The organism is Bradyrhizobium sp. PRIMUS42 (assembly GCF_023006515.1).
In the GTDB taxonomy this organism is placed as follows: domain Bacteria; phylum Pseudomonadota; class Alphaproteobacteria; order Rhizobiales; family Xanthobacteraceae; genus Bradyrhizobium.
The window spans coordinates 1-5,706 of record NZ_JALBGZ010000420.1 but is presented as its reverse complement, the minus strand read 5'-3'; the positions used below and the strand labels follow the sequence as shown (position 1 = coordinate 5,706).

Annotated in this window: 8 protein-coding genes; 6 read left to right on the top strand and 2 right to left on the bottom strand. The window is 63.6% G+C overall.

The features are described from left to right. Nucleotides 1-180: 180 nt before the first annotated feature. Nucleotides 181-597, top strand: a complete 417-nt coding sequence (gene arfB, locus MOV75_RS25365) for an alternative ribosome rescue aminoacyl-tRNA hydrolase ArfB (protein WP_246930161.1) — start codon at nucleotides 181-183, stop codon at nucleotides 595-597. Nucleotides 598-862: 265 nt separating this feature from the next. On the opposite strand, the gene MOV75_RS25360 is transcribed toward arfB, so the two are convergent. After that, nucleotides 863-1,279, bottom strand: coding sequence for a hypothetical protein (locus MOV75_RS25360; RefSeq protein WP_246930160.1), 417 nt, complete (start codon nucleotides 1,277-1,279; stop codon nucleotides 863-865). 266 nt (nucleotides 1,280-1,545) lie between these two features. Here MOV75_RS25360 and MOV75_RS25355 point away from each other — a divergent pair, with 266 nt between their 5' ends. From MOV75_RS25355 to MOV75_RS25340, 4 genes are read left to right on the top strand one after another with little or no spacing between them, the layout of a single operon-like run. After that, nucleotides 1,546-1,866 (top strand): c-type cytochrome, encoded by a 321-nt coding sequence (locus MOV75_RS25355; protein WP_309486847.1) that lies wholly within the window; start codon nucleotides 1,546-1,548, stop codon nucleotides 1,864-1,866. Beyond that, complete coding sequence (locus tag MOV75_RS25350; RefSeq protein ID WP_246930159.1) at nucleotides 1,867-2,262, top strand: VOC family protein; 396 nt, start codon at nucleotides 1,867-1,869, stop codon at nucleotides 2,260-2,262. A 35-nt stretch (nucleotides 2,263-2,297) separates the two neighbouring features. Then, a complete protein-coding gene (locus tag MOV75_RS25345) occupies nucleotides 2,298-2,846 on the top strand; it encodes a gluconate 2-dehydrogenase subunit 3 family protein (RefSeq protein ID WP_246930158.1) in 549 nt (182 codons plus the stop codon). 29 nt (nucleotides 2,847-2,875) lie between these two features. Further along, nucleotides 2,876-4,444 carry a GMC family oxidoreductase gene (locus MOV75_RS25340; protein ID WP_246930157.1) on the top strand — a complete coding sequence of 523 codons (1,569 nt, stop codon included), beginning with the start codon at nucleotides 2,876-2,878 and terminating at the stop codon, nucleotides 4,442-4,444. 226 nt (nucleotides 4,445-4,670) lie between these two features. Here MOV75_RS25340 and MOV75_RS25335 read toward each other — a convergent pair whose 3' ends face one another. Then, nucleotides 4,671-4,988 (bottom strand): ribbon-helix-helix domain-containing protein, encoded by a 318-nt coding sequence (locus MOV75_RS25335; RefSeq protein WP_246930156.1) that lies wholly within the window; start codon nucleotides 4,986-4,988, stop codon nucleotides 4,671-4,673. Between the two features lie 240 nt (nucleotides 4,989-5,228). Here MOV75_RS25335 and mutL point away from each other — a divergent pair. After that, nucleotides 5,229-5,706: DNA mismatch repair endonuclease MutL (mutL, locus tag MOV75_RS25330; RefSeq protein ID WP_247006801.1), on the top strand; the 478-nt coding region annotated here is incomplete at its 3' end.

The window sequence follows — 5,706 nt, the reverse complement described above, 5'->3', positions numbered from 1 at the left end:
CGTCGGCCGCGCCCCGCAGGCCGCGGCGCAGCCGCCCGCGGCTCCGGTGACGAAGTCGAACTGACGTTCCTCTCTCGTTTGCTGAAATGGCCGGGCTCGCCCGGCCATTTGCGCTTCCAGAAGCACCATTGCCGAACGTAGACGTCCGCGATATGTCCGGACATCACGAATGGTGCCATCATGCTGCGGATATCCCGCGATCTCGTCATTGACGAGGACGACATCGAGATCGGCTTTGTCCGCGCCTCCGGCCCGGGCGGGCAGAATGTCAACAAGGTCTCGACCTCGGCCCAGCTGCGATTCGACACGCGCAAGCTGACCCTGCCCGAGGATGCGGCGATCCGGCTCGCCCGCATCGCCGGCCAGCGCATGACCAAGGATGGCGTAATCGTGATCCACGCCCAGCGCTTCCGCACTCAGGAGCGCAATCGACAGGACGCCATCGACCGGCTGGTCGAAATCCTCAGCCAGGCCATGATAAGGCCGACGCCGAGGCGCGCGACGCGGCCGACCTTCGCCTCCAAGCAGCGCCGGCTCGACGGCAAGAAGCGCCGCGGCGACGTCAAGGCCGGACGCGGCGGGCGCTTCGACGACTAAAGCGCGATGCGATCAGTTTGATAGCTACAGCGGAGGTGCACTCCCTCTCCCGCTTGCGGGAGAGGGTTGGGGAGAGGGTGTTTCCGCAATGGGACAATCCCCAAGCGGAGATAACCCTCACCCGGCGCTTCGCGCCGACCTCTCCCGCAAGCGGGAGAGGTGAACCAGCGGCAGCAATCGATCCAACTCAAGCCCATACCGCTTTAGCAGACGCAGAAAACTCCGGCCGCCAAGCGGCCGGAGTCTTGCCGTTCTCCCGGCGGGACTAGTAACGCTTGGATGGAGCTGCACCGCCCGTCGTGGGATCGTCCGCCGTCCCCTTGTGCGCAGCGCTGCCCGTGGTGCCGACCGTGCCTTTGGTGCCCTTGGTCGGCTTCATGCCGGTCTTCTCGCCCGCTGCGCCCGGCTGAGCGTTCATCTCGTCATCGCCGCTGCCCATCGTGTTGCCTTGCATGGGTTTGCTTTGCACGGTGCCGCCTGACTTCGCGGTGGGGGGCGCGCTTTGCGCAAGAACGGGCGTGGCAATGAGAGCCGACAGAGCGCATGCGATCATCGAGGTCTTCACCAACTTCATCCATTTCTCCTGGATTTTTCCGCGATGAATGGCTCGGCCGTTCTCGACGCCGCTTGCCTGCGCCGACCCATCGCATCGCGTAAAGAAATCAAGCGGCGCGATCGTCATGCAATGCGCATGGTGTGGTGATCGTTTAGGGATTTGACGGCGGTTTCGCGGAATTGTGCTCCGCATATAAGGCAACGCGGAACACCGCACGCCGTCGGCATCTCCGCGCGCGGCGAAACAGCCCGCTACTACCACCGTCCATCTGACGCCGCCTAGAGTTTGCTCAGGCTACATTGACGTGGATGGGCGGGCTCTCGGTAATGCGCACAGTCGTGCTGGGATTGTGCACCGCGATGGTGCTGATGGTGCGGGTGGCAGACGCGCAAATGCCTTTGCCGGCCGCAAAGCCGCCGGATGGCGCGACGCTCTTCAAGCAGCAATGCGCGGTGTGCCACACCACAAGCCTGTCAGAGCCGGCACGACAGGGGCCGCCGCTGTTCAAGCTCGTGGGCCGGCCCGCCGGCAAGGTTGAAGGCTTTCGGTATTCGCAAGGCCTCGCGAACGCAGACTTCGCCTGGGACGAAGCCCGGCTCGACGCCTGGCTGACCAATCCACAAGCCGTCATTCCCGGCGTGGTCATGGCCTATCGGCAGGCCAAGCCGGAAACGCGCGCTGCCATCATCGCTTATCTGAAGGAGCAAAACTGAATGGCAAAGGCCGTCCATTCCATGATCCGGGTGCTGGATGAAGCGCGCTCGCTCGACTTCTACCGGCGCGCCTTCGGCCTCGAGGTCGCCGACCATCTGAAGTTTTCCGACTTTGCCCTGATCTATCTGCGTCATCCCTCCTCACCTTTCGAAGTCGAGCTGACGGTGAATTTCGATCGCAAGGAGCCGTACGCGCTCGGCGACGGCTACGGTCATCTCGCCGTGGTGGTGGACGATCTCGATACCGAGCATGCCCGCTTCGAGCGTGAGAAGCTCGCACCAGGACCCTTACGCGACTTCAAACACGACGGCAGGACGCTGGCGCGCTTCTTCTTCGTCAGCGATCCCGACGGCTACAAGATCGAGGTGATCCAGCGGGGCGGACGTTTCAACTGACTCAATCATAAAATCAAAATTGACGGAGGAATGCCATGAGAGAAGTCGATCGCCGAAGCAAGCACAGCCGCCGTGTCTTTCTCAAGGGCGCGGCAACCGCCGTGCCGGTCGTAGCAGTCGCGACCAGCGTCGCCGTCAGCATTGAAGATGCGTGGGCCGATGATGCGAGCGCGCTCTCGCCTGCGACGATGAAGACGCTGCTGAAGGTCGCACGCGACATCTATCCGCACGACGTCCTTGGTGACAGCTACTACATCACCGCGATCAAGCCGTGGGACGGCAAGGCGGCCAAGGATCCCGCCGTCAAGTCGCTGATCAGCGACGGCATCACGCGGCTCGATCAGAACGCGCGGGATCGCCACAAGGTGGCTTACGCCGAAGTGCCCTGGGAGGCAGATCGCGTGGTGCTGCTGAAGGAGATCGAGGGAAGCGACTTCTTCCAGAAGGTCCGCGGCGACCTCATCGTCTCGCTCTACAACCAGAAAGAGGTCTGGCCGCGGTTCGGCTACGAGGGCTCCTCGGCCGAGCACGGCGGCTACATCAACCGCGGCTTCGCCGACATCGACTGGCTGCCGAAGGCTTAAGGCTCACCCAACGGTTCAGGAGAACGCATATGGCAAAATTCGATCTGAACGACTCCAGCGTTGTGGTGATCGTCGGCTCCGGTGCCGGCGGCGGCACGCTTGGCAACGAGCTCGCGCAGAAGGGCGTCAAGGTGGTCATCCTCGAAGCAGGGCCCCGCATCGAGAACCACGACTTCGTCAACGACGAGTGGGAGAGTTTTTCCCAGCTCGCCTGGACCGATGCGCGCACCACCTCAGGCACGTGGCGCGTCGCCAAGGATTTTTCGGGGCTTCCTGCATGGATCGTCAAGGCGGTCGGAGGCTCGACCACACACTGGGCCGGCGCGTCGCTGCGTTTCGACGAGCACGAGTTCAGGGTCAAGAGCACCTACGGCAACCTTCCCGGCGCCAATCTGCTGGACTGGCCGGTCACGCTGGCCGAGATGGAGCCGTGGTACGCCAAGGCCGAGAACAAGATGGGTGTGACCCGCACCAACGGCATTCCCGGACTTCCCGGCAACAATAACTTCAAGGTGCTCGAGGCCGGCGCGAAGAAGCTGGGCTACAAGACCGTGCACACCGGCAACATGGCGATCAACAGCCAGCCGCGCGACGGACGCGGCGCCTGCCAGCAGATCGGCTTCTGCTTCCAGGGCTGCAAGTCGGGCGCGAAATGGTCGACGCTCTACACCGAGATCCCCAAGGGGGAGGCAACCGGCAATCTCGAGGTCCGCCCCGGCAGCATGGCGGTCAAGATCGAGCACGATGCCGGCGGCAAGGTGACCGGCGTCGTCTACGCCGACGAGAGCGGCGCGATGCAGCGCCAGAAGGCGCGCATCGTCGCAGTCGCCGGCAACTCGATCGAAAGCCCGCGGCTGCTGCTCAACAGCGCCTCGACCATGTTCCCCGACGGCCTTGGCAATTCATCGGGCCAGGTCGGCCGCAATTACATGCGGCACATGACCGGCAGCGTCTACGCCGTGTTCGAGAAATCCGTGCACATGTATCGCGGCACGACGATGGCCGGGATCATCCGCGATGAAGCCGCCAACAATCCGAAGCGCGGCTTCGTCGGTGGCTACGAGATGGAGACGCTGTCGCTCGGCCTGCCGTTCATGGCGGCGTTCCTCAATCCCGGCGCCTGGGGCCGCCCCTTCACGGCGGCGCTCGACGGCTATCCCAGGATGGCGGGCATGTGGCTGGTCGGCGAGGACATGCCGCAGGAGACCAACCGCATCACGCTCGATCCTGTCGTCAAGGACAAGTTCGGACAGCCGGTCGCGAGCGTGCATTTCGACGATCATCCCAACGATCTCGCGATGCGCGCCCACGCCTACAAGCAGGGCGCTGCGGTCTACGACGCCGTCGGCGCCACCGTGACCTACCCGACACCGCCCTATCCGAGCACGCACAATCTCGGCACCAACAGGATGAGCGAGAAGCCGCGCGACGGCGTGGTCAACAAGTTCGGGCAGAGCCACGACGTCAAGAACCTGTTCGTCTCCGACGGCAGCCAGTTCACCAGCGGCGCGGCCTGCAACCCGACGCTGACGATCGTCGCGCTCGCGATCCGGCAGGCGGATTACATTGCGGGGGCGATGCAGAAGAAGGAGATCTGAGGTTCCGCGATCACACTCGCCAGGATGACATCGAGGAGGGATTGCGTATCCACATCACGGTGTCGTCCCGGCGAAGGCCGGGATCCATAACCACAGGGAGCAATTTGACGAAGACTCGTCGTCCGGTACTCCGATCACGCACGCTCGATGGATTCCGCGGCATGGATCCCGGCCTTCGCCGGGACGACATCGAGAATACGGATACAGGCCCTCACTGTAACGGCAGCTATTCGGCCGCGTCGAGAATGGGCGTAACGCTCGCCTTGAACTCCTGCACCGACGCCATCGACTTCGAGCGATAGATCAAACACGAGCAGCGCAGCAGCGAGGCGAAATTGTTGACCTCGCCGTGGTGGTCGAGCACCTCGTTGTAGAGCGTGGTCAGGAACTTGCCGAGGCTCATGTTCTCCCTGGCTGCGATCTCCTCCAGCGTGTCCCAGAACGCCATCTCCAGCCGGATCGAGGTGCAGTGGCCGTCGATCCGCAAGGAACGGGTCTGGGATTCATAGTCGCGTTGGGGTTGGTGCGCGAAGAGATGGCACATGGCGTCCTCCCGTCCTGTTGCCGTTTTTTCACGATGCTACACCGCTGCCCGGCACCCCACAATCAGGACGGCAGGCGGAAGTCGCATCATCCCGGTTGCGCGATTTTCTCGAAGGTCCAATGTCTTCAATGTGATAGGCATCCCTCTTCCCCAGGCCGCCACACGGCTGTTGCCCAACGCATGCTTTTGACGCAACACCGCTTAAGATAACGCCGTTCCGCGAATCCAAGATTCGAGCCCATGCCCGTCCGTCAACTGCCAGAGCAGATCGTCAACCGCATCGCCGCCGGCGAGGTGGTCGAGCGCCCGGCGAGCGTGGTCAAGGAACTGGTCGAGAACGCGATCGACGCCGGCGCCAGCCGGATCGACGTCTTCACCGATGGCGGCGGGCGGCGCCGGATCGGCATCACCGACGACGGCGGCGGGATGACGGCTAAAGATCTCGCGCTCGCGGTCGAGCGCCATGCCACCTCCAAGCTCGACGACGAGGACTTGCTCCAGATCCGCACGCTTGGGTTCCGCGGCGAGGCGCTGCCCTCTATCGGCTCGGTGGCACGTCTCTCGATCACCACGCGGCATGCCAGCGAGCCGCATGCCTGGGCGCTGTCCGTCGAGTGCGGTTCTGTTGGCGTAGAGCAGCTCGCCCTTGAGATTGACCAAGCCTTGATACTGGTTGCTGGTTTCCAGGATCGCGCGCAGCCGCGCCTCGTTGAATTCG

Coding starts and splice junctions, on each gene's coding strand:
- MOV75_RS25355 (WP_309486847.1), top strand. CDS start 1,546: ATGCCTTTGCCGGCCGCAAAGCCGCCGGATGGCGCGACGCTCTTCAAG.
- MOV75_RS25360 (WP_246930160.1), bottom strand. CDS start 1,279: ATGACGATCGCGCCGCTTGATTTCTTTACGCGATGCGATGGGTCGGCG.
- MOV75_RS25335 (WP_246930156.1), bottom strand. CDS start 4,988: ATGTGCCATCTCTTCGCGCACCAACCCCAACGCGACTATGAATCCCAG.
- arfB (WP_246930161.1), top strand. CDS start 181: ATGCTGCGGATATCCCGCGATCTCGTCATTGACGAGGACGACATCGAG.
- MOV75_RS25345 (WP_246930158.1), top strand. CDS start 2,298: ATGAGAGAAGTCGATCGCCGAAGCAAGCACAGCCGCCGTGTCTTTCTC.
- MOV75_RS25350 (WP_246930159.1), top strand. CDS start 1,867: ATGGCAAAGGCCGTCCATTCCATGATCCGGGTGCTGGATGAAGCGCGC.
- MOV75_RS25340 (WP_246930157.1), top strand. CDS start 2,876: ATGGCAAAATTCGATCTGAACGACTCCAGCGTTGTGGTGATCGTCGGC.